Annotated in this window: 27 protein-coding genes and 1 pseudogene; 14 read left to right on the plus strand and 14 right to left on the minus strand. The window is 65.3% G+C overall.

All coding sequences use genetic code 11. From position 1 onward, the window contains the following. Positions 1–3 precede the first annotated feature (3 nt). From yihA to ADT71_RS19230, 4 genes are all read left to right on the plus strand, one after another. On the plus strand, positions 4–645 hold the full coding sequence (gene yihA / locus ADT71_RS19215) for a ribosome biogenesis GTP-binding protein YihA/YsxC (RefSeq protein WP_054439408.1): 642 nt from the start codon (positions 4–6) through the stop codon (positions 643–645). A gap of 222 nt (positions 646–867) precedes the next feature. Next, a complete protein-coding gene (locus ADT71_RS19220) occupies positions 868–2004 on the plus strand; it encodes a DUF47 family protein (RefSeq protein WP_082370457.1) in 1137 nt (378 codons plus the stop codon). Between the two features lie 16 nt (positions 2005–2020). Next, positions 2021–3022, plus strand: coding sequence for an inorganic phosphate transporter (locus ADT71_RS19225; protein WP_054439411.1), 1002 nt, complete (start codon positions 2021–2023; stop codon positions 3020–3022). Between the two features lie 173 nt (positions 3023–3195). After that, positions 3196–3858, plus strand: a complete 663-nt coding sequence (locus ADT71_RS19230) for a glutathione S-transferase family protein (RefSeq protein WP_054439413.1) — start codon at positions 3196–3198, stop codon at positions 3856–3858. A 4-nt stretch (positions 3859–3862) separates the two neighbouring features. Here the strand turns inward: ADT71_RS19230 and ADT71_RS19235 are convergent, their stop codons facing one another. Further along, positions 3863–4324: a cupin domain-containing protein gene (locus ADT71_RS19235; protein ID WP_054439415.1), complete on the minus strand. Its 462-nt coding sequence runs from the start codon at positions 4322–4324 to the stop codon at positions 3863–3865. Between the two features lie 70 nt (positions 4325–4394). On the opposite strand from ADT71_RS19235, the gene dapE reads away from it, so the two are divergent. Both dapE and ADT71_RS19245 read left to right on the plus strand, forming a co-directional pair. Further along, positions 4395–5525, plus strand: a complete 1131-nt coding sequence (dapE, locus tag ADT71_RS19240) for a succinyl-diaminopimelate desuccinylase (protein ID WP_054439572.1) — start codon at positions 4395–4397, stop codon at positions 5523–5525. Positions 5526–5607: 82 nt separating this feature from the next. Then, entirely contained in the window at positions 5608–6927 is a 1320-nt protein-coding gene (locus ADT71_RS19245; protein ID WP_054439417.1) for a dicarboxylate/amino acid:cation symporter, read from the plus strand. Between the two features lie 116 nt (positions 6928–7043). Here the strand turns inward: ADT71_RS19245 and ADT71_RS19250 are convergent, their stop codons facing one another. From ADT71_RS19250 to dapB, 3 genes are read right to left on the minus strand one after another with little or no spacing between them, the layout of a single operon-like run. Then, the gene (locus ADT71_RS19250) at positions 7044–7445 is read right to left on the minus strand and encodes a hypothetical protein (protein WP_054439574.1); all 402 of its coding nucleotides are present in this window, start codon (positions 7443–7445) and stop codon (positions 7044–7046) included. Positions 7446–7459: 14 nt separating this feature from the next. Continuing rightward, positions 7460–8119: an endonuclease III gene (gene nth / locus ADT71_RS19255; protein ID WP_054439419.1), complete on the minus strand. Its 660-nt coding sequence runs from the start codon at positions 8117–8119 to the stop codon at positions 7460–7462. Further along, positions 8116–8844 carry a 4-hydroxy-tetrahydrodipicolinate reductase gene (gene dapB, locus ADT71_RS19260; protein WP_054439421.1) on the minus strand — a complete coding sequence of 243 codons (729 nt, stop codon included), beginning with the start codon at positions 8842–8844 and terminating at the stop codon, positions 8116–8118. Before dapB ends, nth begins: the two co-directional genes overlap by 4 nt. A 36-nt stretch (positions 8845–8880) precedes the next feature. Here dapB and ADT71_RS19265 point away from each other — a divergent pair, with 36 nt between their 5' ends. Then, complete coding sequence (locus tag ADT71_RS19265; protein WP_054439576.1) at positions 8881–9582, plus strand: NAD-dependent deacylase; 702 nt, start codon at positions 8881–8883, stop codon at positions 9580–9582. Positions 9583–9930: 348 nt separating this feature from the next. Here the strand turns inward: ADT71_RS19265 and ADT71_RS19270 are convergent. The 6 genes and pseudogenes from ADT71_RS19270 to mutM form a co-directional block, all read right to left on the minus strand. Beyond that, positions 9931–10679 (minus strand): annotated as a pseudogene (locus ADT71_RS19270) (ThiF family adenylyltransferase); the annotation flags it as partial. Next, positions 10676–11098, minus strand: a complete 423-nt coding sequence (locus ADT71_RS19275; protein ID WP_054439424.1) for a DUF983 domain-containing protein — start codon at positions 11096–11098, stop codon at positions 10676–10678. The gene ADT71_RS19275 and the pseudogene ADT71_RS19270, both read right to left, overlap by 4 nt. An 83-nt stretch (positions 11099–11181) precedes the next feature. After that, positions 11182–12066 (minus strand): GGDEF domain-containing protein, encoded by an 885-nt coding sequence (locus tag ADT71_RS19280; protein ID WP_231636046.1) that lies wholly within the window; start codon positions 12064–12066, stop codon positions 11182–11184. Positions 12067–12319: 253 nt separating this feature from the next. Continuing rightward, on the minus strand, positions 12320–13753 hold the full coding sequence (dnaA, locus tag ADT71_RS19285; protein ID WP_054439426.1) for a chromosomal replication initiator protein DnaA: 1434 nt from the start codon (positions 13751–13753) through the stop codon (positions 12320–12322). Positions 13754–14520: 767 nt separating this feature from the next. After that, entirely contained in the window at positions 14521–14784 is a 264-nt protein-coding gene (gene rpsT, locus ADT71_RS19290) for a 30S ribosomal protein S20 (protein ID WP_054439428.1), read from the minus strand. Positions 14785–14918: 134 nt separating this feature from the next. Then, positions 14919–15731, minus strand: coding sequence for a bifunctional DNA-formamidopyrimidine glycosylase/DNA-(apurinic or apyrimidinic site) lyase (gene mutM, locus ADT71_RS19295; protein WP_054439579.1), 813 nt, complete (start codon positions 15729–15731; stop codon positions 14919–14921). A 152-nt stretch (positions 15732–15883) separates the two neighbouring features. On the opposite strand from mutM, the gene ADT71_RS19300 reads away from it, so the two are divergent. The 6 genes from ADT71_RS19300 to dut are packed head-to-tail and all read left to right on the plus strand — an operon-like array spanning position 15884 to position 22263. Continuing rightward, positions 15884–16765 carry a DMT family transporter gene (locus tag ADT71_RS19300; protein WP_054439430.1) on the plus strand — a complete coding sequence of 294 codons (882 nt, stop codon included), beginning with the start codon at positions 15884–15886 and terminating at the stop codon, positions 16763–16765. 50 nt (positions 16766–16815) lie between these two features. Then, positions 16816–17547, plus strand: coding sequence for a class I SAM-dependent methyltransferase (locus ADT71_RS19305; RefSeq protein ID WP_054439431.1), 732 nt, complete (start codon positions 16816–16818; stop codon positions 17545–17547). Positions 17548–17555: 8 nt separating this feature from the next. Next, positions 17556–19121, plus strand: a complete 1566-nt coding sequence (ubiB, locus tag ADT71_RS19310) for a 2-polyprenylphenol 6-hydroxylase (protein WP_054439433.1) — start codon at positions 17556–17558, stop codon at positions 19119–19121. After that, on the plus strand, positions 19088–20281 hold the full coding sequence (locus ADT71_RS19315; RefSeq protein ID WP_231636047.1) for a hypothetical protein: 1194 nt from the start codon (positions 19088–19090) through the stop codon (positions 20279–20281). The genes ubiB and ADT71_RS19315 overlap by 34 nt, the downstream gene beginning before the upstream one ends. Before the next feature lie 49 nt (positions 20282–20330). Further along, positions 20331–21809 (plus strand): phosphopantothenate--cysteine ligase family flavoprotein, encoded by a 1479-nt coding sequence (locus tag ADT71_RS19320; RefSeq protein WP_054439435.1) that lies wholly within the window; start codon positions 20331–20333, stop codon positions 21807–21809. Next, a complete protein-coding gene (gene dut / locus ADT71_RS19325; RefSeq protein ID WP_054439437.1) occupies positions 21793–22263 on the plus strand; it encodes a dUTP diphosphatase in 471 nt (156 codons plus the stop codon). Before ADT71_RS19320 ends, dut begins: the two co-directional genes overlap by 17 nt. A gap of 6 nt (positions 22264–22269) precedes the next feature. Here the strand turns inward: dut and ADT71_RS31540 are convergent, their stop codons facing one another. From ADT71_RS31540 to ADT71_RS19335, 3 genes are all read right to left on the minus strand, one after another. Beyond that, the gene (locus tag ADT71_RS31540; RefSeq protein WP_156336694.1) at positions 22270–22446 is read right to left on the minus strand and encodes a hypothetical protein; all 177 of its coding nucleotides are present in this window, start codon (positions 22444–22446) and stop codon (positions 22270–22272) included. Positions 22447–22453: 7 nt separating this feature from the next. Next, positions 22454–22633 carry a hypothetical protein gene (locus tag ADT71_RS19330; protein WP_054439438.1) on the minus strand — a complete coding sequence of 60 codons (180 nt, stop codon included), beginning with the start codon at positions 22631–22633 and terminating at the stop codon, positions 22454–22456. 146 nt (positions 22634–22779) lie between these two features. After that, the gene (locus ADT71_RS19335) at positions 22780–23451 is read right to left on the minus strand and encodes a DUF4136 domain-containing protein (protein ID WP_054439440.1); all 672 of its coding nucleotides are present in this window, start codon (positions 23449–23451) and stop codon (positions 22780–22782) included. A 203-nt stretch (positions 23452–23654) separates the two neighbouring features. Between ADT71_RS19335 and ADT71_RS19340 the strand changes: the two genes are divergently transcribed. Further along, positions 23655–24335 (plus strand): MOSC domain-containing protein, encoded by a 681-nt coding sequence (locus tag ADT71_RS19340; protein WP_054439441.1) that lies wholly within the window; start codon positions 23655–23657, stop codon positions 24333–24335. Between the two features lie 45 nt (positions 24336–24380). On the opposite strand, the gene trpS is transcribed toward ADT71_RS19340, so the two are convergent. Next, positions 24381–25397 (minus strand): tryptophan--tRNA ligase, encoded by a 1017-nt coding sequence (gene trpS, locus ADT71_RS19345; RefSeq protein ID WP_054439443.1) that lies wholly within the window; start codon positions 25395–25397, stop codon positions 24381–24383. Positions 25398–25439: the final 42 nt, after the last annotated feature.

Below are 25439 nucleotides of genomic sequence, written 5' to 3' on the forward strand. Positions count from 1 at the left end.
ATCATGAACGAAGAACAGGCAGAACTGATCGAACAGGCGCGCAAGCTCTTTTCAGGACCGGTGACGTTCCTGAAGAGCGCGCCTGCGCTCAAGTTCCTGCCAGACCCCGACGCTCCGGAGATCGCCTTCTGCGGTCGCTCGAACGTCGGCAAGTCGTCGCTGCTCAATGCGCTGACCGGCCGCAAGTCGATCGCGCGCACTTCGGTGACGCCGGGCCGCACGCAGGAACTCAACTTCTTCGAGGTGGGGGAGCCGATGCAGTTCCGCCTCGTCGACATGCCGGGTTACGGCTTCGCCAAGGCTCCGCCCGCCGTCGTCGAGACGTGGCGGCGCCTGGTGCGGGATTATCTGCGTGGCCGCGTCGTGCTGAAGCGCACGCTGCTGCTGGTCGATGCCCGTCACGGCGTGAAGACCGTGGATGCCGAGATGATGAAGATGCTGGACGAAGCCGCTGTCGGCTACCGCATCGTCCTGACCAAGTCGGACAAGATCAAGGCAAGCGAACTGGAAAAGGTCCACGCGGAAACCGTGGCCGAAGCGCGCAAGCATCCGGCGGCCTATCCGGAAGTGCACATCACGTCGTCGGAAAAGGGGCTTGGCATTGCCGAACTGCGCGGTGCGGTCTTCGGCGATTCGCTGACCTGATACTCCCGTCCTTCGACAGCTTTCCGGCGCGCCCCGCACCCGCGGTTGGCGCGCCGATTGCTTTTCCGGGATGCGAAACCTGTAACGCTGCGTTCGTAATTCGCGATTATCCTCGCCGCGAAGAACGTCTTGCCGGCAAAACTGCGAATGTGACGATTGCGTGACGGACGCAGTTCCCCTAGAGGCGCTCGGTCGCACCAATGAGAAGAAAGGAGTCTCGCCATGCGCCAGATCGCCGTTCTTCCCTATCGTACCGTCGGCCCTGCCGTGGATGCGCCTATCCAGATCCTGCTGATCACGTCGCGCAGCACCCGCCGCTGGGTAATTCCCAAGGGCGGGTTGATGAAGGGCCTGCTCCCTCACGCCGCTGCTGCAGCGGAGGCAGAGGAAGAGGCGGGCGTGCTCGGCGCGGCCTGTCCGGTTCCGCTGGGGTCGTATCGCTATCGCAAGCAACGCGCCTCGGGCGCGTCGGTCTGGGCGGACGTTGACGTCTTCCCGTTCTCGGTAACCGAAGAACTCGATACCTGGGACGAACAACATCAGCGCGAACGGCGCTGGTTCTCTCTGTCCGACGCCGCTAAGGCGGTCGACGAAGAGGATCTTCGCGCGCTGATCCGTTCGTTCGGCGCGCGCGAGTTCCGCGCCGCCGCCAGTCCCGCGCGCCTGCTCGGCGCGGTGGCCGACAGGATGGCCGAAAAGACAGGGGTCAATACGATGTTTGCCTGGTTCCAGAAGCTGCTTCCGCAGCAGGGCAATTTCTTCGAGCTGTTCGAGCAGCAGGCTGCCACGCTGGTTGCCGGCGCGGATGCGCTGGCGCGACTCGCGCAGGGCGGTCCGGGTCGCGGACAGCACATTCGCGAGATCGAGGAACGCGAGCATGACGCGGACAATATCACCCGCGAAGTGCTCCAGACGGTGCGCCGCACCTTCCTGACGCCGTTCGATCGTTCGTCGATCACCAGCCTCATCACGACGATGGACGATGCCATCGACGAGATGCAGCAGGTGGCGACTGCCGTGAACCTTTACGAAGTGGCCGAGTTCGAGCCGGAAATGATCGACATGGCGGCGATCATCGTCGACGCCGCGCGCCTCACGGCCGAGATCATGCCGCTGCTGCGCAAGATCGCCGACAATGGCCATCGCCTGCATGAACTGACCGAGCGCCTCGTGCGCATGGAAGGCCATGCCGACGAGATCCATGCCGCCGGCCTCAAGCGCGTGTTCAAGGCGGATAGCGGAAAAGACGCTCTGCACTTCATCGTGCGTCAGGAAATGTTCAAGCGCCTCGAACGCGTGGTCGACCGTTTCGAGGACGTCGCGAACGAGATCGACGGTCTCGTGATCGATCACGCCTGACCGGCGGATACTCGACATGGAGCATACCCTCGCCCTGCCGCTGCTGTTCGGCCTCGTCGCACTGGCGCTCGCCTTCGACTTCCTGAACGGGCTGCATGACGCTGCCAACGCCATTGCGACCGTGGTGGCCACGCGCCTGCTTTCACCGGTCGTGGCCGTGCTGTTCGCTGCATTCGGCAATTTCGCCGCCTACTGGATCATGGGCCTCCACGTCGCCGAGACGGTGGGCAAGGGCATCATCGACAAGGACGCGGTGACGCCTGCCGTGGTGTTCGGCGCGCTCGTGGGCGCGATGTTCTGGAACGTGCTGACCTGGATCAAGGGCATCCCCTCGTCCTCCAGCCATGCGCTGATCGGCGGCCTGCTGGGCGCCGGCATCGCGGCGGCCGGGCCGGGTGTCGTCGAATCGGAAGGCACCGTGAAGACGGTCATCGCCATCGTCGCCTCGCCGGTGCTGGGCTTCATCCTGGCGATGGGCATGATGCTGCTGACCTCGTGGCTGTTCAAGGGCTCCACCCCGCGTGCGTCCAACGGCGTCTTCAAGACGCTGCATCTGTTCTCCTCGGCGGCCTACTCGATCAGCCACGGCGGCAACGACGCGCAGAAGACCATGGGCATCATCGCGGTGCTGCTCTATTCCACCGGGCACCTCGAAGGTGGCTTCCATGTGCCCGAATGGGTCGTGCTCGCCTGCTACACGGCGATCTCGATCGGCACGCTCTCGGGCGGGTGGAAGATCATCAAGACGATGGGCTCGAAGCTCACCAAGCTCAACCACCACTCGGGCTTCTGCGCTTCCACGGCCGGCTCGATCGTGGTGTTCGGGGCCAGCGCCATGGGCATTCCTGTCTCGACCACGCACGCCATTACCGGCGCTGTCGTGGGCACCGGCGCCGCCCGCCGCGCCAGCGCGGTGCGCTGGTCGGTGGCGAGCCGCGTCATCGTCGCCTGGTTCGTGACCATCCCGGCGAGCGCGGTCGTGGGCGCGCTGTTCTTCTATCTCACGCGCCTTTTCTAAAGGCACGCAGCGGATCGGTGAATGCCTGACCTTGGCAGTCATGGCGGAGCAGGGGGGGCGTTTCTCTCCTGCTTTCCTCCTTCCCCTCCTGCGACACGTTGCGACGGCGTTCATCCTCGACTTTGCCAGGCTGAACCGATAGTTCCCTTGGTCAGCCTACGGGGAACTGCGCAGTGAAGCTTATTATCGGCAACAAGAACTATTCGAGCTGGTCGCTCCGCGGCTGGCTGGCCTGCAAGCAGTCGGGCCTTGCCTTCGAAGAGATCACGGTCCCGCTGTTCGGCGACGACTGGGAAGCCAAGCGCAGTTCCGACGATCTCGCACCGAGCCACGGCAAGGTGCCGATTCTCTGGGACGGCGAAGCGGTGGTGTGGGACAGTCTCGCCATCATTGATTATCTGGCGGACAAGGTGGGCCGTGACCGTTTCTGGCCGAAGCACGATGCCGCGCGCGCGATGGCCCGTTCGATGGTGGCCGAGATGCACTCCAGCTACATGGCGCTGCGCCGCGCCTGTCCGATGAACATCCGCACCCGTGTTCAGGGCGTGTCGCTGGGTGAGGATGTCCGCGCGGATGTCGTGCGCATCCTCACGCTCTGGGCGGAAGCGCGTGCCCGTTTCGGCAAGGGCGGGCCGTTCCTGTTCGGCACCTTCAGCGCGGCAGACGTGATCTACGCGCCGGTGGTCAGCCGCTTCCTCACTTACGGCGTCGGCGTTCCCGGCTTCGCGCAGGCCTATATGCAGGCCATGTGGGAGCACGAGTGGATGCAGCAGTGGATCAACGCCGCCGAGGCCGAGGACTGGGTCATCGAGCAATACGAGACCCCGGTCCAGTAGCACGCTATCGCAGGCGTCTGGCGGGGTAGGGAGTGCCGTCCTTGTGGAGGTAGCCCTGCTCGTTCCACATCATGTCGATGTCGGGATAGGAACCGCCCGCGTCCCGGCCTGCGCTGACCGCGATGAACACGCAGTCGGCATCGCTTTCGTTGCGCAGGTGATGGCCTAGCCGCACGCCCCTGGCCCAGGCGCATATGTCGCCGGGGCGCAGCACGGTGCGGCTGTCATCCTCGACCAGCACTGCCTCACCCGAGAGCATCACCAGCAATTCGTCCTCGCCCTCGTGCCAGTGGCGCTGGCTGGACCATGCTCCGGGCTTCAGCACGACATGGGTGGCGCCCATTTCGGTCAACCCGCCCACGGGTGCGAGGCGGCGCCACCAGCGACCCTCGACCGCCGTATCGAAAGGCGCCGGGTAGCCGGTGCCGTTCGAGGGTGGGATGGCTTCGATATCCAGTCTGGGCATGGTCGCTCTCCCGCGAAACGCTGTGCTTCGGCTATGGTCTTGGGCGCGCTCCTGTGCAATGGCCCGGGCCATGACCGAACCCGTACTCGCGCTCGCCGAAGCCCTGCTTGCCTGCCCCAGCGTCACGCCCGCAACCGGCGCGGTGTTCGATTGCCTGGAAAGCCAACTCGCCCCGCTCGGCTTCGCGGTCCATCGCTTCCTCGCGGGTAAGGCACCAGACGGCCCGGTCGAGAACCTTTTCGCGATCCGCAAGGGCCCCGTGGGTTCGCGCCACTTCGCCTTCGCCGGCCACCTCGACGTTGTGCCTCCGGGCGAGGGCTGGAGCAGCGCTCCCTTCGCGCCGGAAGTGCGCGGCGAGCTGCTTTACGGCCGCGGTGCGGTGGACATGAAGGGCTCCATCGCCTGCATGGTTGCCGCCGCCGCGCAGATCCCGGCGGAAGCGGGTACGATCAGCTTCGTCATCACCGGCGACGAGGAAGGCCCGGCGCGCTTCGGTACGCTCGCCCTGATCGATCACATGCGCGAAGTGGGCGAAATCCCTGACCTCTGCCTCGTCGGAGAGCCTACTTCGGTGCACCGCCTGGGCGACATGATGAAGATCGGCCGTCGCGGCTCGGTCAACATCTGGCTTGAGGTGGAAGGCGTGCAGGGCCACGTCGCCTATCCGCATCTGGCCAACAATCCGATCACCGGGCTGGTGGCGATGCTGTCCGAACTCGACGCCATCGTGCTGGACGAAGGGACCGACTGGTTCCAGGCCAGCAATCTTGAAGTGACCGACCTCACTGTCGGCAATCCGGCCACCAATGTGATTCCGGCCCGGGCCTCGGCGCGCATCTCGATCCGCTTCAACGACCTGCACACCGGCGAAAGCCTGTCGCGCCGCGTCACCGAGATTGCCGAGCGCCACGGCGGGACCGCGCGCCCGGTGATTTCGGGCGAGGCGTTCCTTACCGAGCCCGGCGCGTTCTCCGCCATGCTGGCGGAAGCGATCCGCGCCGAGACCGGGGTGGAGCCGGAGCTTTCCACCAGCGGCGGAACTTCGGACGCCCGCTTCCTCAAGGACCTTTCGCCGGTGATCGAGTTCGGCCTGTCGAACGCGACGATGCACAAGCGCGATGAAGCGGTGGCGATCCCCGATCTCGACATGCTCGTGCGCATCTATCGCCGCGTGACCGAGGCGGCGCTCGCGAGGCCCTGAACCTGACGGAAACTGTCCGGCCCGGCGTTGACCCGCCGGGTCACGCTGTTAGTGTCGCCAGCAATTTTGTTGCGAGGTGGGAATGGGCAGGCGCCTGACGCTTTATATCATTATCGGCATGGTGCTGGGCATCGCCGTGGGCTGGGTACTGCACGCGAGCCTGCCGGCGGACGATCCGCGGCTTGCGGAATGGGCCGACTATTTCAAGCTGCTGCCCGACGTCTTCCTGAAGCTCATCAAGATGATCATCGCGCCGCTGGTCTTCGCGACGATCGTCACGGGCATTTCCGGCATGGGCGACAGCGCGGCGCTCGGCCGCATCGGCGGCAAGGCGCTGGGCTGGTTCATAACCGCCAGCCTGATCTCGCTCGGTCTCGGTCTGGTGCTGGTGAACCTGTTCAAGCCGGGTGTCGGCGCGGGCCTCACCACGGCGTCCGATCTCGGCAAGCTGGAAATGGGCGAATTGACGCTCCGCCATTTCATCCTCGAAATCTTCCCCAGCAGCGCCGTCGATGCGATGGCGGAAAACAACATTCTGCAAATCCTCGTCTTCTCGCTCTTCGTCGGGGTCGGGCTCACCGCGATCGGCGAACGCGGCGCGATCATCGTCAAGGTGAGCGAGGCACTGTCCGAACTGATGCTGCAGGTTACCGACTATGTGATGCGCTTTGCGCCTTTCGCGGTGTTCGGCGCGCTTGCCAGCGTGATTGCGGTGCGCGGGCTTGGCATCATCGTTACTTACGGCGTGCTGGTCAGCGAATTCTACTTCGCGATGCTTCTGCTCTGGCTGCTGCTGTTCATCGTGGGCGGGATCTTCCTGCGCGGGCGGATCGTCACCCTGTTCCGCTACATCCGCGAGCCGCTGCTGCTCTCGTTCTCAACCGCATCGTCCGAAGCCAGCCTGCCGAAGCTGTTCGAGCAGCTCGACCGTTTCGGCGTGCCGCGCCGCATCTCGGGCTTCATCCTGCCGCTGGGCTACAGCTTCAATCTCGACGGCTCGATGATCTACATGAGCTTCGCGTCGATCTTCATCGCGCAGGCCTATGGCATCCACGTTCCCATCGGCACGCAGATCCTGATGCTGCTGACGCTGATGGTCAGTTCGAAGGGCATCGCCGGCGTGCCGCGCGCCAGCCTCGTGGTGATCGCGGCAACGCTGACGCAGTTCGGCCTGCCGGTGGAAGGCATCGCGCTGCTGCTGGGCATCGACACCTTCCTCGACATGGGCCGCTCGGCGACGAACGTCGTGGGCAATGCGGTGGCGACGGCTGTCATCACCCGCAGCGAGGGCATGCTCCAGCCTCTGGTCGATCCGGACGAGGAAATGCCTCACGCACCGACCCGGACTTCTTCGGACGGCCGCCGAGGGCTGAACGTCGATCCGGATCAGTACGAGGCCTGAAGCGATAGCGCAGGGGAGCAACGCTTCCTTGCGCCCCAATAATGCCAGGCCGCGCGGCAAGGAGCGCACGCCGTAACTGCGCGCGCTTCCATTCGAAGCGGCCGGGAATCTCCCGCTTATTGCTCCAGCTTTACGGGCGTGAACGGCGCCAGTCCGCAGCCGCCGCCGCGCTGGAAACCGTTCCCCACGCGGTTGAGCGGATAGATGATATCGTTCCGGCAGAGCTGCGAGAGCGAGGTCGCGTATGTAAAGCTGTCGGCGGATTTCAGCCCAGAGCAGCGGTTCGGCAGCGTTACCCGCCAAACCCGGTTTCCAGCGCCGCCGATGAAATCGATCGTCCAGTCGTCGCGGATGCGCGTGTTCGAGAACTGCGCCAGCGGCAGGCAGTCCTGCGCAGCGCCGATTGCCTGCGCGGCGGGGCTTGCAGGTGGCGGCGGCTTTGCCTCCTGCTGGGAGCAGGCGCTGGCGAGAAGCACGGCAGGGGCGAAGGGCACGAAGGCGATGTGACGGCGGAGCATGGACATCCTCCCGATCAGGCAGCCTTGCGAGCGGCTCCCTTCTCCAGAACCTTGTCCTTGTAGTCGCACAAGTCAATCACCGGGCAACGCCAGCACTCGGGCGTGCGCGCCTTGCAGATGTAGCGGCCGTGCAGGATCATCCAGTGGTGCGATCCCACCCGGAAAGGCTGCGGCACGCGCTTTTCGAGCTGCTTTTCGACTGCCAGCGGGGTCTTGCCCTTGGCAATCCCCGTACGGTTGCCGACGCGGAAGATATGCGTGTCGACCGCAAAGGTCTCGGCCCCGAAGGCGCAGTTCATGACCACGTTGGCGGTCTTGCGGCCTACGCCGGGCAGTTCGACCAGCGCATCGCGGTCTTCCGGCACTTCGCCGTCATAGCGATCGACGAGGATTTCGGAGAGCGCGATGACGTTTTTGGCCTTGGAATTGAACAGCCCGATCGTCTTGATATGCTGTTTCAGACCTTCCTCGCCCAACTCGACCATCTGCGCCGGGGTCTTCACCTCGCGGAACAGTGCGCGCGTCGCCTTGTTGACGCCGACGTCAGTCGACTGCGCTGAAAGCACCACGGCGACGAGAAGCTGGTAGTTGTTGCCGAATTCCAGCTCCGTCTCGGGCGAGGGATTGAGCTCGGCGAGACGGCGGAAGAATTCGAAAATCTCGGCCTTGTTCAAAGGTCCAGCACCTCGGGCATGGTATAGCGGCCTGCTTTCCTGCCGAGCAGCCACTGTGCCGCCTTGACCGCTCCACGCGCGAAGATCGTGCGGTTTTCGGCGAGGTGCGAGAACGATAGGCGCTCGCTGTCGGCCAGGAAATGTACGGTGTGGTCGCCCGCAACGGTGCCGCCGCGCAGCGCCGCGAAGCCGATGGTCCCGCTCTCGCGCTTGCCGGTTATGCCGTCGCGGCCACGCACGGCCGCCTCGGGCAGGCTGACTTCGCGGCCCTTGGCTGCCGCCTCGCCAAGCAGCAGTGCGGTGCCGGAGGGGGCGTCGACCTTCATGCGGTGGTGAGTCTCGACGATCTCGATATCCCAGTCCTCGCCAAGGCGGCTCGCGGCTTCGCGCACGAGATGAGCGAGCAGGGTGACGCCGAGCGAGGTATTGCCGGTCTGGAGCACGGGGATCGTTTCGGCGGCGGTGTCGACCAGCCAGTGATGGCGTTCCTCAAGACCGGTGGTGCCGATGACGATCGGCTTGCCGGCAGCCATGGCGGCATCGAGGTTGCCCTCAAGCGCGCCGGGGCTGGAAAAATCGATCAGCACGTCGGATTTGGCGGCCAGCGCTGCCACGTCGCCATCGCGGTCGATCCCGCCCGCAACTTCCTCGCCTGCAGCGGCGATAGCCTCCGCGATTGCGCGTCCCATGCGTCCTTCGCTGCCGATAATTCCGATTCGTGCCACTTGCCGTCTCCGTTGAAGGCTGGTCTCATGGCCGGGATGAAGGACATCCGCAACATCGTCATCCTTACCGGAGCAGGCGTTTCGGCCGAAAGCGGCATCGATACCTTTCGTGACGGAGGAGGGCTGTGGGAGCAGCACAGGGTGGAGGATGTGGCGACGCCCGAGGCATTCGCGCGTGATCCCGATCTTGTCCTGCGCTTCTACGACATGCGTCGCGAAGCGATCCAGACCAAGGCGCCCAATGCCGCTCACCTCGCTTTGGCGAAGCTGGACCGGGAGTGGGAGGGCGAACTGCTGATCGTCACGCAGAATGTCGACGATCTTCACGAGCGGGCGGGCGCCCGGCGGGTGCTGCACATGCATGGCGAGCATCTCAACGCATGGTGCACGGCCTGCGACCTGCGTTCGCCCTGGAGGGGCCCGCTGATCGATCGCCCGCAGTGCCCGGAATGCGGCGAGGCGGCGCTCCGGCCCGACATCGTCTGGTTCGGCGAGATGCCCTACCGCATGGAGGAGATATTCGAAGCGCTGGAGCGGGCGGACCTGTTCGTCTCGATCGGCACTTCCGGCGCGGTCTATCCGGCCGCCGGTTTCGTGCGCAACGCCCGCGAATTCGGCGCGGCGACCCTCGAACTGAACCTGGAGCCCTCGCAAGGGACGCTCTGGTTCGACGAGGCGCGCCATGGCCCCGCAACCGAGCTGGTAGCGGCATGGGTCGATGAGATGCTTGCGGCATGAGCCTTCATCGCGGCAGCTGTCACTGCGGCGCGGTCACTGTGGAGCTCACGGGCGATCCGCATGACGTTTGCGACTGCAACTGCTCGGTCTGCCGACGGCTGGGAGCCCTGTGGTCCTATCACAGCCTTTCGAAAGTGCGGATCGAAGGGGCGCTCACCGGCTATCGGAGGGGGGAGGAAGTGTTGACCTTCTGGCACTGCCCGCAATGCGGCTGCACCACGCACTGGAGCCCGATCGACCTTGCGAAGGACCGCATGGGCGTGAACATGCGGCTGTTTGCCCCCGAACTGCTCGCGCGGTTATCGGTCTATCATCACGACGGCGCGAGTGCCTGAACACCGCAGGCGCGCAGCCGGGATCCTTGGCGATCCTGAGCGCGCGCATCGACGGGGCCATGCCGTCGATCAGGTGGAGCGTGCCGAACTGCGGATCGCCCAGCGCGGCCTTGCCGGTGAGCAGCACGCGCATGGCATGCATCGCCGCGAAAGTGCCGACCATGCCGACCATTGCTCCCAGCACCCCGTCCGCTGCGCAAGTGTCGCAGTCCTGGGCGTCGAAGGCGTCACCCACGAAGCACCGATAGCAGGCCTGGTCGGTCCGGTGTCCGGCGAAATTGGCGACTTGTCCCTGGAAGCGGCCGACCGCCGCGCTCGTCAGCGGAATGCCCAGTTCGACACAGGTATCCGACACCAGCAGCCGAGTCGCGAAGTTGTCACACCCGTCCAGTACCACGCTCGCGCCGGCGAGAATCCCTGCAGCGTTGTCACCCCCGAGACGCGTAACGCACGGCAGGATCTCAAGGCCAAGATCAAAGCGCCGCACCCATTCGGCCGCCGCTTCCGCCTTGGGCTTGCCGATATCCGATGGCGAATAAACCGTCTGGCGTTGCAGATTGCTGACGTCCACCGTGTCGTCGTCGATCAGCGTCAGCCGTCCTATGCCGGCTGCGGCGAGATACTGAAGGGCAGGACTGCCGATCCCGCCGCAGCGACAAGCACCACATGAGCTTCGGCCAGTGCAACCTGGCCTGCACCGCCGACTTCGGGCAGCACGATATGGCGCGCGAAGCGCTGCAGTCGTTCGGGAGAAAGGATCATGGGGCGCCTGTATCTTCGGAAGTGGGGGCCTCGCGTTCGGGAATGCGTTCCTTGCGGAAGCCGTGCATTCCGAACCACCACTGCGTGGCGATGACCGCGCCCTTGGCAGGCTGGAGCATGCCGATCATCATTGTCACCGCAAGCGGGATCAGGATCGCGAACATCGCGGCCGGGCCCAGGTGAAAGTCCTTGGACAAGGCGATGATAAGCGGGGCCATCAGGTGCCCGGTCACGATCATCGCGATATATGCCGGAAAGTCGTCCGAGCGCTGGGGCGTGAGGTCCAGCGTGCACAGGGCGCAGCGATCTAGCGGTTTCAACCACTTGCGGAACAGCCGGCCCTCGCCGCAGCGCGGACAGCGGCAGCGAATGCCGCGTAGCGCGGCTTGCGAATAGCTGGCGGGGAGGGTGGGAGTCATGCCCGGGGCCTACAGCATCGAAGGCGCGCGGGGCAAGGGAGCGGAATACCGGCCGGGCGAACAGCGTTCGCTGCCGCCGGGCGTCATTCGTTTCGCGAAATCCGCACATTGTTGCGCCCGCCGTTCCTGGCGGCCATGAGCGCATTGCCCGCGATCCGGGTGGCGTCTTCGAGCTGCGCAAAGCTGCGGACCGGGGCGAGGCCGCAGGAGAGCGTGACCGGCCATTCGTCCCCCCGAAGCGTGGGGTCGAGCGCGATGCTGGCCTGAAGGCGTTCCATCACCAATCGAGCCTCGTCCAGCATGGTATCGGGAAAGAGAATGGCGAATTCGCCGCCGGTCCTGCGGCTGGGCAGATCGGATCGGCGGACGCCGTGCTCCAGCCGTCGCGCGACTTCGCGCAGCAGCGAATCGCCGGTGGCGCGGCCGAACCGGTCGTTGATGGTCGCAAAACGGTCGATATCGATCAGCGCGAGCACGGCGTTGCCACCGTCGATGAGCACGCGTTCCGCCGAATCGAGGAAGCCGAAGCGGTTGCGCAGCCCCGTCAGCGCGTCTCGTTCGGCGGTCTCCAGTCTCGGCTCGGTCCGTGCCGCCGATTGCTGGACGGCAAGGGCCACGCCGTGGAGAAGCCGGCCGGCAAGGTCGTCGCCTCCGGTCGGCACCGGGCCCACATGCTCTCCGGCCTGCGCTGCGCGCAGCATCGCGGTCGCTTCGCGGATCGGGGCGAGCAGGGCATGGATGACGGATAGCGCGATGATCGCGCCGATCGCGGTTGCCGCGGCCATGAAGCCCATAAGGTCCGTGCGCCAGATGCCGGTCACGGCCTGGAAGCCGGCGGCGGCCACCAAGGGCAGGCCTGCCGCGCCAAGGCAGGCGAGGAGGATTCGCCATTCATAGCGCCGGGGAAAAACGAATGTCGTCGCCTGATAGAAGCGCATGGAGAATGCCTCTTCTTCGCCAGCGGGCATGGGCCCGGTTTCGAGCAGGCTAGCGCATCTCGCTTATTCAATGGTTAAAATTTTACACTCTTCGGTATCCGCGATGTTGCCGGAAGGGGTTCCGAGACTTCTCGGGTGCTTCGCCCGCATAAGGAAAGAGCCCGAAAAACGCGCTCGACCGGCGCGTCTTTCGGGCTCTTTCCATGTCGTTAGCCTGCAGAGCAGGCTTGTGGACAAGTCTGTGTGAAGGCTGTGGGTTTTCGGAGGAAAAGCTCCGAAAACCTCAGGATTCGAGCTGGCGCAGAAGCGAACGCACGTCGCCGTCCATGTCGGCGTCGCGGCTGCGCAGTTCCTCGATCAGGCGCACGGCATGGATTACCGTGGAGTGATCGCGGCCGCCGAACTTGCGGCCGATTTCCGGATAGGAGCGCGGGGTCAGCACCTTGGCGAGGTACATGGCCACCTGGCGCGGGCGCACGACGGCGCGGGCGCGGCGCTTGGAGCTCATCTCGGTCCGGTCGATCCGATAGAACTGGCAGACCGTGCGCTGGATCTCGTCGATCGTGATGCGGCGGCGATTGGCCGAGAGGATGTCGGTAAGCTGTTCTTCTGCCAGCTGGAGCGAGACGGCCTGTCCGGTGAGCTGGGCATAGGCGATCAGCTTGTTAAGGCCGCCGACCAGTTCACGCACGTTGCGATTGATGGTGCGCGCCAGGAACTCGATCACGTCCGAAGGCACGTCCACAGAAGCAAAGCGGCCGAGTCGGTTTTCGAGAATCGAACGGCGCAGTTCGATGTCGGCCGGCTGGATATCGGCGACGAGGCCCATCGACAGACGCGAGAGCAGGCGGGGTTCCACGCCGTCGAGCGCCTGCGGCGCACGGTCGGCGGCGAAGACCAGGCGCTTGCCTTCCTGAAGCAGCGCATCGATCGTGTAGAGCAGTTCTTCCTGCGCCGATGCCTTGCCGATGATGAACTGGATATCGTCCACCAGCAGAAGGTCGAAGCCGCGCAGGCGCGACTTGAACTCGATCATCTGGTTCTGGCGCAGGGCCTGGACGAACTCGACCATGAAGCGCTCGGCCGAGCAGTAGAAGATCCGGGCGTGCGGATGATTCGCGAGATAGGCATGGCCGATCGCGTGAAGAAGGTGCGTCTTGCCCTGACCCGTCGCGCCCTTGAGGTAGAGCGGCGAGAACTGCGGCGTTTCGGTGGCCGACATGCGCTGTGCGGCATTGCAGGCGAGCACGTTGCTCTGGCCGGTCACGAACGAGGTGAAGGTCTGCGAGGCGTCGATCCCGGCCGGACCCTGGCCAAGCGCGGCGAAGGCTTCGCCCTGAAGCACGGCTGCCATCGAATCGGCGGTGCCCTGTGCCGAATCGTTCGCCGGGGCGCTGCTCGGGCGGCCGCCGCTGCCGAGACGCAGTTCGGGCAGCTGGCGACGGCCGGGGTGCACGAGGATGCGGACGTGGCGCACGTCGGGACGGGCGATCTTCCAGGCCAGCGAGAGACGGTCTGCGAAACGATCCGCCACCCAGTTCGCCGAGAACTCGGTCGGCAGGTACAGATCGAGGGTACCCGTTTCCTTGCAGTAGTTGCCCGGCTGGATCGGCTTGATCCACTGGCTGTGCGCCTGCTGGCCGAGATCCTTGCGCAGGCCCTGGCTGATGTCAGCCCAGTCTGCCGCCAGATTTACGGCTTCCTGATCCTCTTCCATCGCCACTCGTACCGCCTTCGATTTCTTGTTCACGCCGTTTGCGCCTTGACCTGCCGGAGACCGACCCACTGTTGAACCTGACACCTGGACCAACTCCCCTTTGTTGGCAGCTACCCCGAAATGTGGCCCCACTGTGGGCGCGAAAATTAATAACCTTGGCGGAGCTGGCTTCCATGCGTTCGCGGACAAAACGTCCCTCAACTGCAGGTGCATGCCTGCAGCAGGTGTTTCGTCGCTGTCGATGTTCCCCGGCCAGTTCCGCTACCGCCGAGGACCCTTTTAGAAACGGGTTTGGCCGCGGTGCAATACGGCACTCCCCAAATAAAAAAAATTATGGCTGTTGACTCGCCTTGAGTGCCCAATTTCCGTCATGAAATGATTTATCGTTTAAAATCATATAGATGGGACATGGGCCCGGAAGCCATCTGTGCGAATCGCAACATTTCCGCGAGTTTGCCTGAAGCCGCGTTCAAGGGGCGCGCGAACGCGCTCGCGGAACCGGAGAATGACTCTCCGGCACCGTTCCCGTTCCGTACTCAGGCGTGATGGCGAGCCTTGCCGCTGGGGGTGCGAATCGCGCGGAGCGACTCAGAATCGGTCTCGGGAGAATCGCGACGGGCGCGCGCCCTGCGACCTTTCGGCAGGCTGAAAAAGGCTCGGCCCGCGCTGCTATCTGATTTCCCGCCGTGATGACGGAAGTTCAGATGGCAGCGCGGGCCGGTGCCGCACGGTCAGGCGCGCCGTGTAGGCGTGCCTACCGGGAAAGATCAGCCGAGCGCGGCGACGCGCTTGGTGAGGCGCGAAAGCTTGCGCGAAGCGGTGTTCTTGTGAAGCACGCCGCGAGCAACGCCGCGAGCCAGTTCGGGCTGGGCTTCCTTGAGAGCTTCCGAAGCAGCACCCTTGTCGCCGCCGGCGATGGCCGATTCGACCTTCTTGATGAAGGTGCGGATGCGGCTGATGCGGTTCGTATTGATCTCCGCGCGGCGCTCATTACGGCGGATGCGCTTGCGGGCTTGCGGCGTATTGGCCATGTCGTTCCTCTGTCTGGCCGCCGGGCGGCCCAATTGCCTGATCGAATCTGATTTGGCGAGCGGACTCGCCGGAAAGCGCGCCCCTTAGCGGTGGAGCGCTGTTCCGTCAACCCGTGAGGGCCGCAGGAAACGGCCTATTTCTGGCATTTCGAGCACCAGAAGGTGCTGCGTCCGCCCTGTACGAATCGCCGGACCTGCTCGCCGCAGGCACAGTCTTGCCCCTCTCGCCCATAAACCTGCCAGGCGGTAGCAAAATATCCCAGTTCGCCGTTCGGCTGCGCATAGTCGCGGATCGTCGAGCCTCCCGCCGCGATCGATTCGGACAGCACGTCCCGGATTGCGGGGACCAGTTTGCGCAGGGCGGGAAGCGTTACCAGCCCGGCTTCCCTGTCGGGACGGATGCCGGCCCGGAACAGGGCCTCGCAGACATAGATGTTGCCGAGACCTGCCACCACCGACTGGTCGAGCAGCATCTGCTTGATCGGGGCGATTCGTCCGGCGAGTGCGGACTTCAGGTGCGCGGCGGTCAGGCCTTCGCCGAGAGGCTCCGGTCCGAGCGCCGCGAAAGGTCCCCACGAATCGAGCGCGCCGGTCTCAACGAGGTCGACCGAGCCGAATCGCCGGGCGTCGTTCAGTGCGAGCACGTGGCCCGAGCCGGTCTCGATCACGAGGTGGTCATGCTTTTCGGGCTTTTCCGGCTCGATTCGCCAGCGGCCCGACATGCCCAGGTGAAACACCATGGTCTGGTCGCGGTCGGTATGGATGAGGCCATATTTGGCCCGCCGGCCCATCGTCGTGACCCGGGCGCCGGTGAGCACCTGCACCAGCTCGGGCGGAAACGGGCGGCGCAGGTCCGGCCGGTTCAGCGTGACGCGGGCTATCCGCTCACCCTCCAGGTATCGGGCAAGGCCGCGGACGGTGGTTTCTACTTCTGGAAGTTCTGGCATCGCCGCGCAGAGATAGGTGCTGTGTCCCGGCAAGGGAAGGAACTGCAGCGAAAAGCGATCCTCCATCCGATAATCAAGAATTGGGACGCTACCCGTCTCGTCAGGCTGCGAGGCGGTGGCTAAGGCAGCGGCATGGAAAACAACGGCCGCAGATGCGTGCATTTCTCATGCTGGGGCTGGTCATGCTGTTCTGGGCCGGCAATTCGATCGTTGGACGGGCCGTGCGTGCGGATGTTCCGCCCTTCACGCTCGCGCTCGGCCGATGGCTGATCGCGGTGATGGTCCTGCTGCCTTTCTCGGCACGGCAACTCTGGAAAGAGCGGGCGCAGGCTCTGGCCGGATGGCGCTGGGTGCTGGCGCTCGGGTTCCTGGGCGTCGTGTGCTTCAACGGGTTCCTCTATAAAGGGCTGCACTACACCACCGCGGCCAATGCGCTGCTGCTGCAGGCGGCGATTCCCGCAGTCGTCATGGTGCTGGACTTCGCGATCTTCGGGGGGCGGCCGGGGCGGCTGCACGTCATGGGCGTGCTGGTTTCCACGCTGGGCGTCGTTTCGATCGTGTTTCGCGGCGATCCGGCGGCCTTGATGCAGTTGCGGCTGGGCGCCGGGGACGGCCTGATCTTCTGCGCCGTCGCGGCATGGTCGCTCTATACGGTGTTCCTCAGGAAGCGGCCGCCGATTTCGGCCGCCAGTCTTCTCCTGCTGACGTTCGGCCTCGGGGCCCTGGCGATGGCGCCGCTGGCGGCGATAGAGGCCCTGCAGGGGCAGACGGTGGCATGGAGCCCGAAAATCCTTGCCGCCTATGCCTATATCGGGGTGTTCCCCTCGGTGCTGGCCTACTTCATCTACAACCGTGCGACTCACGAACTCGGCGCGGCGCGGGCGGGGCAGGCGATCACGCTGATGCCTTTGTTCGGGGCACTGCTTTCGTCGCTTCTGCTCGGTGAGCCGCTGCATGGCTACCATCTGGCGGGGATGGCGCTGATTCTCGGCGGGATCGTGGTTTCCGCGCTTGCCATGCGGCGGGCAAAATAACCAAATCATCGGGTGGCGCAGGCGCGGCCGGGAGGCTAGAGGACAGCGCCATGAGCGAAACGGTTTCCTTCGGCTACGAAGAGGTCAGCCCCGAGGAGAAGGAAGGGCGCGTCGGCGCCGTCTTCTCCAGCGTTGCACGCAAGTACGACGTGATGAACGATGCCATGTCCGTGGGCATGCACCGGCTCTGGAAGGACAAGTTCGTGCGCCGGGTGAAGCCGCGCGAGGGCGAACAGATCCTCGACATGGCCGGCGGCACGGGCGACATCGCCTTCCGCATGGCCGCGCACGGCGCCTCGGTCACGGTTTCCGACATCAATCAGGACATGCTGGACGTCGGTATCGAGCGTGCGATCGAACGCGGCATCGATGGCCTGGTCTGGTCACGCCAGAACGCGGAGGAACTGTCGTTCGGCGATCGCTTCTTCGACGCCTACACGATCGCTTTCGGCATCCGCAACGTGACGCATATCGACAAGGCGCTGGCCGAGGCGAATCGCGTGCTCAAGTATGGCGGCCGCTTCTTCTGCCTCGAATTCTCGACCACCGAATGGCCGGGCTTCAAGGAAGTCTACGACGCCTATTCGCACCGTCTGGTGCCCAGGATCGGGCAGGCCATCGCCGGTGACGCCGAATCGTACCGCTACCTGATCGAATCGATCCGCCGCTTCCCGCCGATGCCGGAATTCGAGCGGATGATTCGCAATGCCGGTTTCAAGCACACCAAGGTCGAGCCGATCATGGGCGGCCTTGTCGCGATTCATTCGGGCTGGAAAGTTTAGTCCTTCACGTGACAAGTTCGGCGACCCATATCCTGCGGCTCCTCAAGTGGGGCCGTGTCCTCGCGCGCCACGGAGCGCTGCGCGGGATCGAGAACGACCGTAACGCGCCGGCCCAGGTCAAGCGCCTGTGCCGGATCGCGCGGCTGGGTACGCGCCAGCCTGCGGAGCCGGACTATGCCGGCGCCTTCCAGGAGATCGGCCCGGCGGCGATCAAGCTCGGCCAGGCGCTGGCGACCCGGCCCGACCTCGTCGGCGAAGGCCCCGCGCGCAACCTTCTGACCTTGCAGGACAGCCTGCCGCCGGTTCCCTTCTCCGAAATCCGTCACGCGATCGAAGGCAGTTTCGGCCGGACGCTGGACGGCATCTTCGTCTCGATCGAGGAAGAGCCGGTGGGCGCCGCGTCGATCGCGCAGGTCCACCGGGCGGTGACGCCCGATGGCCGCAATGTGGCCGTCAAGGTGCTGCGCCCGGGCATTCGCGAACAGTTCGCGCGCGATGTAGAGACTTATGAGTGGGCGGCCGCGCACCTCGAAGCGCTTGGCGGGGAAGCATCGCGCCTGCGTCCGCGCGCAGTCGTTGCCAATCTCAAGCGCTGGACCCTGCGCGAGCTGGACCTGCGGCGCGAAGCGGCTTCCGCTTCGGAGCTGTCCGATGCGATGAAGGGCATCGCCGGTTACCGCGTTCCGCATATCGACTGGGACCGTACCAATGGGCAGGTCCTCACCGTCGAGTGGATCGGCGCCACCAAGATGAGCGATATCGCCGGGCTCAAGGCGGCAGGGCACAACCTGCCCCGCCTGGCGCACAAGCTGGTGAACACCTTCCTGACGCAGGCGATCTCCTCCGGGTTCTTTCATGCCGACATGCACCAGGGCAACCTGTTCGTGGAGGCGGACGGCACCATCGTTGCCATCGATTTCGGCATCATGGGCCGGATCAACCGGCAGGCGCGGCTCTGGCTGGCGGAAATCCTCTACGGCCTTACCACCGGCAACTATCGCCGCGTCGCCGAGATTCATTTCGAGGCGCAGTACGTCCCGAGCTACCACACCGTGGAGGAGTTTGCGACGGCACTGCGTGCCGTGGGCGAGCCGATGCGCGGCAAGCCGGTGTCCGAGCTTTCTGTCGGCCAGATGCTCGACGGGCTCTTCGCGATCACCCGCGATTTCGACATGGCGGTCCAGCCGCACCTCCTGCTCCTGCAGAAGACCATGGTCATGGTCGAGGGTCTGGCGACGGCGCTCGATCCCGACATCAACATGTGGGATGTCTCGGCGCCTTTCGTGAAGAACTGGCTGCGCGACGAGCTTGGCCCCGAGGCGATCATTGCCGACCGTCTGCGCGAAGATCTCGGCACGCTGTTCCGCCTGCCCGCGCTGGTGCGGCGGATCGAGGAGAAGTTCCCGCCAAAGGGTGGTGCTCCCGAGCAGGCGCCCTTGCCCGAAGTCGACCTTATCTGGGAACGGGGCCGGGGGCGTAAACCCGAAAGTAACCAGTGGACCCGCTATGGTCTGGCCGCATTGCTTGGGGGCGCCGCGGCATGGGGGCTGACGTACTGGACATTGATGAGCTGAACGCTGCGGGCACGGCGCTTGCCGCGCCGGCTCCGGCAGGTCGTCTCGGCCACATCTCGCCTTGGGGCGCGCGTCTTGTGCTGGCCGTGCTGGCGGCGCTGATCGTGGCTTCCGCGCTGGTCACCGTGGGCAAGGCGGGCACTCGATCGCCGTGGGAAGGGCCGGTCGAAGGGCCCGCTACGTCCTTGCAGGGCCATGCTGCCGGTGTTGCCGAAGCTGAGCCCTACAACGCCGATATCGCCCTTTACGAAGCCGTGATCGCGCGCATCGCCAAGGGTGAGCATTACTACGACTTCATCGTTCCCGAGCAGCGCCGTCACCGATATCCGGTCAATCCCGGCCTTGCGGTGCGCCTGCCGACGCTGGCCTATCTGGACGCCATGCTGGGCGATGGTGGCCAGATCGCGGCTGCCATCGCGCTCATGCTCGGCATCGTCGCGGTATGGTGGCGCAAGCTGGCAGGCGAAGCGCCGCGCCTCCGGCGGATCGGTGCGGCACTGGTATTCGTCGGGGCCTCGCTGGCTCTCAACCGGCCTTACTTCGCACTTCACGAGCTTTGGGCGGGCGGGTTGATCGCACTGTCCTTCGGCCTGCACCGTATCGGCGAGGATGGGCGGGGAGGGCGCTGGATCGCTGCATTCCTTGCTGCGGCGCTCGCCCTGGCCATCCGCGAACACAGCCTGCCTTTCGTGCTGCTCATGGCGGCTACGGCGCTGTGGCAGCGTAACTGGCGCGAGGCCGGCGCATGGAGCGCGCTCATCGTTCTGTTCGCAGCGGGGCTTGCCTGGCATCTCTCGCTCGTTGCGCGCGACGTTCTGCCTGGCGACCCGCATAGCGCCCCCTGGCTGGTGTTTCGGGGCCTTTCCGGCTGGCTCGGCAATATCGTGCAGTCCAGCAACTTGCGCTGGCTGCCGCACTGGCTGGCGGGACCGGCGGTGGTGCTCATGACTTTCGGCTGGCTCGGCTGGAATAGCCGCGCCGGGCTTTTCGGCTTTCTCCTGAGTGCAGGCTATGCCGCGGCGTTCATGATGGCCGGGCGCTGGGACAACTTCTACTGGGGGGCGATGATCGCGCCGACCCTTTTCGCCGGAATCGTCTTCGCGCCGTCGGCTTTGCGCGATCTCGCCGGGGCGGCGAAAGGCATGCAATCCCCGGCTTAGACCGCAAACCGATTGCGCGCTTCCGCGCCCTGTTGCAAAAGCCCGGGGCATGAGTGGACCCCGTATCCTTCTGGTCGTCGGCGGCGGTATCGCGGCCTACAAATCCTGCGAACTCGTTCGGCACATCCGCAAGGAAGGCGGCGAAGTGACCTGCGTCCTCACTGAGGGCGGGGCGCACTTCGTCACCCCGATGGCGCTTGCCGCGCTGTCCGAGAAACCGGTTTACACGACGCTCTGGGATCTCAGGAACGAGGCCGAGATGGGCCATATCCAGCTCAGCCGCGAAGCGGACCTCGTGGTCGTCTGTCCGGCAACGGCGGACCTCATGGCAAGGATGGCGGCCGGCATTGCCGACGATCTGGCGACGACGATGCTCCTTGCCACCGACAAGCCGGTCATGGCGGTCCCGGCCATGAACGTGCGGATGTGGCAGCACGCCGCCACGACCCGCAACGTGCAAGTCCTGCGCGATGCCGGGGTGGACGTGATGGAGCCCGACGAAGGCACCATGGCCTGCGGCGAATATGGCCCCGGCCGTCTGCCCGATCCGCTTGCGATCTGGCAGCGGATCGCCTGGGCGCTCGGCCTTGGCCCCGTCGAAGTGGCACCGCTGCCCGGTGCGGATGTTCCCATGTGGCAGCCGCAATTCGGTACGCCGGAACCGGAGGATGACGCCGAAGGGAACCGCCTCGGCGGCCTCACCGGCGGGATGATCTCGCGGGGGCGTTCCGGCGCAAGGCAGGCGATCACCTTCGGCCACGAGGATCTTGGCTTCACGCCCGAAGAAGCCGCTCTGGCCGCCCGCAAGGGCGAGGCGCGCGCCGCACCCGCGACTGATCCCGATGCGCTGGACGAGCAGGCTGCCCCGTCTTCGCCGGCTCCCGGCCCGCTGACCGGAAAGCACGTTCTCATCACCGCCGGCCCCACCTGGGAGCCGATCGATCCGGTGCGCTACATTGCCAATCGCTCTTCCGGGAAGCAGGGTTTCGCCATTGCCGCCGCCGCGGCGGAGGCGGGTGCGCGCGTCACGCTCGTTGCCGGGCCGGTGCATTTGCCGACGCCTGCCGGAGTCGATCGCATCGACGTGGAAAGCGCCTTGCAGATGGCCGAGGCGGTGAAGCATGCATTGCCCGCCGATATCGCGGTGATGGTCGCAGCGGTGGCGGACTGGCGCGTCGCCCACAGTGCGGACCAGAAGCTCAAGAAGCGCGGCTCGGCGCCGCCGGCGCTGCTGCTCACCGAAAATCCCGACATCCTTGCCACTGTCGCGACCGGGCCGAACCGGCCGCCGCTGGTGATCGGCTTCGCCGCCGAAACGCAGGATGTCATTCGCTACGCCACCGAAAAGCGCAAACGCAAGGGTGCCGACTGGATCATCGCCAACGACGTGTCGGGCGATGTCATGGGCGGCGATGCCAATGCGGTCCACATCGTGCGCGCCGACGATGTGATAAGCCTTCCGGAAATGCCCAAGGAGGATGTCGCGCGCATCCTCGTCGAAAGGTTCGCCGATGCACTCCCCCAATGACGTCCCGGTTCCCGTCAAGATCCTGCCCCACGGCGAAGGGCTGGCCTTGCCCGCCTATGCCACCGACGGTGCGGCGGGCATGGATGTGGTTTCGGCCGAGGACGTGATTCTGGCTCCGGGCGGGCGCCATGCGGTTGCCACGGGCCTTGCGATGGCGATCCCGCCGGGCTTCGAGATTCAGGTCCGGCCGCGTTCCGGCCTTGCGCTCAAGCACGGGATTTCGGTGCCGAATTCGCCCGGCACGATTGATTCCGACTATCGCGGTGAACTCAAGGTCATCCTCATCAACCACGGTGCGCAGGCATTCGAGATTCGGCGGGGAGACCGCGTGGCGCAGCTCGTTCTCGCGCCGGTCACGCGGGCGGCATGGCTGACGGTGGATGAACTGGAAGCGACCGAGCGCGGCGAGGGCGGCTTCGGTTCCACCGGCGGAGTGGTTGCCCTGGGGAGCTGAGGAGGCTCAGCCGGCCCGGAAGGCGCCAAGCCACCAGAGCAGCACCAGAACGACACCTAGAGCGACCAGAGCCACGGTGAGGCAGCCCTTCCAGCCGGATCGGCGCCTTATCTCGTCGGAGGCGAGGTCTGCCGCGCCTTCGACGGCGCCGCCCGCCAGATCGGCGAGTACGTCATGGAGCATGACGGCTTCAGTCCTTGCGGTCGATGCGGGCGCGTTTCTCGCGGCGGCGCCGGAGCGAATACCAGCCCACGCCCCCGATCCCGATGAGCGCCGCGAGAGCTTTCGCGACGGCCGAGAAAGCCGCCGAGAGCGCGCCCACGGTCACGCCCCAGAAGAGCTGTGACATGATGGCCATGAAGGTGTTCATCGGGGGCAGGCATCCTTGTGGGGATTGCGCGGGTCAACCGCCTGGAGGCAATTACGAGCCGCCCCGGTATAAAGAAAGGACGCCGCCATAATTTCTAGCGGACCCGTCCCTCGGTGCCTCCCTCTTTGCAGGGGGAGCCTGTCAGTTCACTTCTTTTCGGGCGCCACGGTGATGCGCACGGTCTCGCCGGAGTTGCCGGGGAAATCGGTAAACATCGATTCGACCAGGTTCGGGACGAGATACTGCAGGCGGTTGGACGTCGACACGGCTTCGGCCTTGCCTTCGAAGAGGCGCTGGTTGTCTAACGCGCGGTCGATCTTGAGGGTGATGCCGCTGGTGTAGATGGTGTAGGAATCCACGCCGCCGTCGAAGAACGGATCATACCAGCCATAGCGCCACGGCCCGCCCCAGCCCATTCCACGGCCGTAGAAGCCGCGGCCATAGAAGCCGCCGCCGTACCACGGACCCCATGCGCCGCCGGCACCCATGGTCGAGCGCACGCGTTCGCGGCCGTTGTCCACGCCGTAATCGAAGCGCACGATAAGGGTTGCCGAAGCAGGATCGGAAGCCGGAGCATAGCCCAGCTTCTGCATGCGGTCCGCCACGAGGCGGGAATAGGTCGCGAATTCAAGCCCGCCCGCGAGCTTGGGATCGTCGGCCACGACCACGAACGATTGTCCGGCAGGCGCCGGAAGCTGGGTCTGGAAGCGCGAAACGTCCGCCTTGAAGGGCGTTGCGCAGGCGGCGAGGGCCATCAGCAGGACGGCTACGGCAGCGAGCCTCAGCCTTCCGAGATGGGTTCCGGGATTATCTGTCATCGGTTTCACTCCACGAACCTGACAGGCCCGAAACGCCCTTCCCAAGCGTGGCCTGTGATTCCTTGCGACTCTGCCTTAATATCAATGCCCTGAATAGCGGTTGAATGGAGGCAGGGCGGCGATGAAGTGTTTGCCGCGGGGCTGCGCCATTCAGTCGTGAGTCATGGCCTGAGATCAGATTCGTCATGTAGGAAGTCCCCAGGATGTTGACCAGTTCCCTCGCAGCAGAATCCTTTGCGATTCTATCGGTTCAGCGCGGAAAAGTGCAGCCGTTTCGCGGACCTGAAGAGCCCAGTGCGATCGGCAAGGTGCCTGCGGACGGCGCGGTGAAAGTCCACCGGCTCGGGCTGGAGGGTGACGAGCAGGCCGATCTTTCCGTTCACGGCGGGCCGGACAAGGCGATTCATCACTATCCTCACGATCACTATGCCTTCTGGCGCGACTCGATCGGGGCGCATCCGCTGCTGTCGGATTTCGGCGCGTTCGGCGAGAATATCGCGACCGAGGGGCTGACCGAGGACATGATCTGCGTGGGCGACCGCTGGCGGCTGGGCACGGCGCTCGTCGAAGTCAGCCAGGGCCGCCAGCCGTGCTGGAAGCTGGACCATCGGTTTGACGGCGCGCCGGTCAACGCCGGGGTGGTGAGGTCGCGCCGGGCCGGGTGGTACTATCGGGTGCTGGAAGAGGGCGAGGTTGCCGCCGGGGACCGGATGGTGCTGGAAGAGCGGCCATGGCCCGAATGGACGGTGCGCCGCGTGTTCGGGCTGCTGATCGCGGGCGATCACAAGAAGGATCGCGAAAGCCTGGAAGCGCTGGGCGAGGTTGCCACGCTTGCCACGCCGTGGATCCGGCGGCGGGCGAAGTTGCTGGGACTGGACGCGTGAACATGCCTCGTCCGCGATGCGGGACGACGGCATGATGTTCGCCGCTCAGCGCACCAGGCCGAGCGCCTCGTAAGCCTTCTCCAGCGTCGGCACCGCCAGGGCGCGGGCCTTTTCCGAACCCTTGCGCAGGATCGCGTCCAGCGAGTCCCGGTCGCCGCGCAGTTCGACGAAGCGGGCGTTGATCGGCGCCAGCTTCTCGACCAGCAGTTCGCCCAGCGCCGGCTTGAACTTGCCGAAGCCCTCGCCGCCGAAGTCCGAGAGAACCGCCTCGACCGTGGTGCCGGCCATCACCGCATAGATGCCCACGAGGTTGCGGGCCTCGGCGCGGCCTTCGAGGCCTTCCTTCTCCGAAGGCAGCGGCTCGGGGTCGGTCTTGGCCTTCTTGACCTTCTGCATGATCGTGTCGGCATCGTCGGTAAGGTTGATGCGCGCCATGTCCGAAGGGTCCGACTTGCTCATCTTCGACGAACCGTCGCGCAGGCTCATGATGCGCGCCGCTTCGGGCGGGATGATCGGTTCGGGCAGGGTGAACACCGGCGCGTCCTCGGCCGCGAAGTCGTTGTTGAACTTCTGCGCGATGTCGCGGGCGAGTTCGAGGTGCTGCTTCTGGTCTTCGCCCACGGGAACGTGAGTGGCCTGGTAGAGCAGCACGTCGGCGGCCTGGAGCACCGGGTAGGTGAACAGGGCGACCGAGGCGCCTTCGCGGTTCTTGCCGGCCTTGTCCTTCCACTGCGTCATGCGGTTCAGCCAGCCCATGCGGGCGGTGCCGTTGAGCAACCATTGCAGTTCGGCGTGCTGGGGCACCTGGGTCTGGTTGAACAGGATAGAGCGATCGGGATCGACGCCGCAGGCGACCAGCGCGGCCACCATCTCGCGCGTGTTGGCCGAAAGCGTGGCCGGATCGTGCGGCATCGAGATGGCGTGGAGGTCGGCCAGGAAATAGAGGCTGTCACCGCCCTGCGCGGCGACATCGTCCTGCATCTTCACCCAATTGCGGATCGCACCGAGATAGTTGCCGAGATGCAGGTTGCCGGTTGGCTGGATGCCGGAGACGATACGCATGGACGCGTCCTTCGCGATTGTGAGTTTTCAGGGATGTCGTGG

It is taken from the genome of Novosphingobium sp. ST904 (assembly GCF_001298105.1).
GTDB lineage: Bacteria > Pseudomonadota > Alphaproteobacteria > Sphingomonadales > Sphingomonadaceae > Novosphingobium.

What these genes read in the sequence shown, in the direction of transcription:
- ADT71_RS31540 (WP_156336694.1), bottom strand. Translation starts at nt 22,446, where the DNA reads ATGCTCCATGACGTACTCGCCGATCTGGCGGGCGGCGCCGTCGAAGGC.
- ADT71_RS19275 (WP_054439424.1), bottom strand. Translation starts at nt 11,098, where the DNA reads ATGACTCCCACCCTCCCCGCCAGCTATTCGCAAGCCGCGCTACGCGGC.
- ADT71_RS19280 (WP_231636046.1), bottom strand. Translation starts at nt 12,066, where the DNA reads ATGCCCGCTGGCGAAGAAGAGGCATTCTCCATGCGCTTCTATCAGGCG.
- dapE (WP_054439572.1), top strand. Translation starts at nt 4,395, where the DNA reads ATGACCGAACCCGTACTCGCGCTCGCCGAAGCCCTGCTTGCCTGCCCC.
- dut (WP_054439437.1), top strand. Translation starts at nt 21,793, where the DNA reads ATGCACTCCCCCAATGACGTCCCGGTTCCCGTCAAGATCCTGCCCCAC.
- ADT71_RS19335 (WP_054439440.1), bottom strand. Translation starts at nt 23,451, where the DNA reads ATGACAGATAATCCCGGAACCCATCTCGGAAGGCTGAGGCTCGCTGCC.
- ADT71_RS19250 (WP_054439574.1), bottom strand. Translation starts at nt 7,445, where the DNA reads ATGCTCCGCCGTCACATCGCCTTCGTGCCCTTCGCCCCTGCCGTGCTT.
- ADT71_RS19320 (WP_054439435.1), top strand. Translation starts at nt 20,331, where the DNA reads ATGAGTGGACCCCGTATCCTTCTGGTCGTCGGCGGCGGTATCGCGGCC.
- ADT71_RS19340 (WP_054439441.1), top strand. Translation starts at nt 23,655, where the DNA reads ATGTTGACCAGTTCCCTCGCAGCAGAATCCTTTGCGATTCTATCGGTT.
- yihA (WP_054439408.1), top strand. Translation starts at nt 4, where the DNA reads ATGAACGAAGAACAGGCAGAACTGATCGAACAGGCGCGCAAGCTCTTT.
- ADT71_RS19330 (WP_054439438.1), bottom strand. Translation starts at nt 22,633, where the DNA reads ATGAACACCTTCATGGCCATCATGTCACAGCTCTTCTGGGGCGTGACC.
- ADT71_RS19315 (WP_231636047.1), top strand. Translation starts at nt 19,088, where the DNA reads ATGGGGGCTGACGTACTGGACATTGATGAGCTGAACGCTGCGGGCACG.
- dnaA (WP_054439426.1), bottom strand. Translation starts at nt 13,753, where the DNA reads ATGGAAGAGGATCAGGAAGCCGTAAATCTGGCGGCAGACTGGGCTGAC.
- ADT71_RS19300 (WP_054439430.1), top strand. Translation starts at nt 15,884, where the DNA reads ATGCGTGCATTTCTCATGCTGGGGCTGGTCATGCTGTTCTGGGCCGGC.
- ADT71_RS19245 (WP_054439417.1), top strand. Translation starts at nt 5,608, where the DNA reads ATGGGCAGGCGCCTGACGCTTTATATCATTATCGGCATGGTGCTGGGC.
- rpsT (WP_054439428.1), bottom strand. Translation starts at nt 14,784, where the DNA reads ATGGCCAATACGCCGCAAGCCCGCAAGCGCATCCGCCGTAATGAGCGC.
- ADT71_RS19235 (WP_054439415.1), bottom strand. Translation starts at nt 4,324, where the DNA reads ATGCCCAGACTGGATATCGAAGCCATCCCACCCTCGAACGGCACCGGC.
- ADT71_RS19305 (WP_054439431.1), top strand. Translation starts at nt 16,816, where the DNA reads ATGAGCGAAACGGTTTCCTTCGGCTACGAAGAGGTCAGCCCCGAGGAG.
- ADT71_RS19265 (WP_054439576.1), top strand. Translation starts at nt 8,881, where the DNA reads ATGAAGGACATCCGCAACATCGTCATCCTTACCGGAGCAGGCGTTTCG.
- trpS (WP_054439443.1), bottom strand. Translation starts at nt 25,397, where the DNA reads ATGCGTATCGTCTCCGGCATCCAGCCAACCGGCAACCTGCATCTCGGC.
- mutM (WP_054439579.1), bottom strand. Translation starts at nt 15,731, where the DNA reads ATGCCAGAACTTCCAGAAGTAGAAACCACCGTCCGCGGCCTTGCCCGA.
- ADT71_RS19220 (WP_082370457.1), top strand. Translation starts at nt 868, where the DNA reads ATGCGCCAGATCGCCGTTCTTCCCTATCGTACCGTCGGCCCTGCCGTG.
- ADT71_RS19225 (WP_054439411.1), top strand. Translation starts at nt 2,021, where the DNA reads ATGGAGCATACCCTCGCCCTGCCGCTGCTGTTCGGCCTCGTCGCACTG.